Source organism: Pseudomonas sp. EA_5y_Pfl2_R50 (assembly GCF_963970475.1).
Classification (GTDB): domain Bacteria; phylum Pseudomonadota; class Gammaproteobacteria; order Pseudomonadales; family Pseudomonadaceae; genus Aquipseudomonas.
Map to the genome: position 1 here is coordinate 1 of NZ_CAXAPT010000067.1, position 639 is coordinate 639.

The following is a 639-nucleotide window of genomic DNA, read 5'->3' on the forward strand; positions in this document are numbered from 1 at the left end:
TGGATCAGCACGCGGGCAGGGGTGTCGTCCGCCAGCGCCTCCAGCCCCGCCAGCACAGACATGCGCCGTGTTGCGCCGCCGGTGACATGCTCTGCCTCGCCGATGGCTTCGTATAGTGCGGCCTCCTGATCGGGACCGATCACCACGATGACGCGGTCGATCGCGGAATGGTTGCGCAAGGCGGCATAGCTGTGCGCGAGCACCGCCTTGCCGCCAAGGCGGGCATATTGCTTTGGAACGGTGCTGCCCGAGCGGACGCCGGTGCCGGCGGCAACGATGATGGCGGCGGTCTTGGTCGAAGTCATGCGGCGCGACTAGCCCAAGCCGTGGCCGCCCGCCAGCCCGCCTTGCTGCAGGACGGGCTTTCGCCTATAGGCTGCCCGTTTTTCAGGCAGATCCCATCCCGTGACTTCGCGTACTCTTGCCCCTCTGAACGTCGGCCCCGTGACGATCGCGAGCCCGGTGATCCTGGCACCGATGACCGGCGTCACCGACATGCCGTTCCGCACGCTGGTGCGGCGCTATGGCTCGGGCCTCAACGTCACCGAGATGGTCGCGAGCCAGGCGGCGATTCGCGAAACGCGCCAGTCGCTGCAAAAGGCGGCGTGGCACCCGATCGAGGATCCGGTATCGATGCAG

2 protein-coding genes are annotated in these 639 nt (G+C 67.3%); one reads left to right on the plus strand and one right to left on the minus strand.

Translation table 11 applies throughout. The features are described from left to right. Positions 1-305: 2-C-methyl-D-erythritol 4-phosphate cytidylyltransferase (locus AACY19_RS26730; RefSeq protein WP_339454490.1), on the minus strand; the 305-nt coding region annotated here is incomplete at its 3' end. A gap of 139 nt (positions 306-444) precedes the next feature. Here AACY19_RS26730 and AACY19_RS26735 point away from each other — a divergent pair. Next, positions 445-639, plus strand: a 195-nt coding sequence (locus AACY19_RS26735; RefSeq protein WP_339454491.1) for a tRNA-dihydrouridine synthase, incomplete at its 3' end; no start/stop codon positions are given.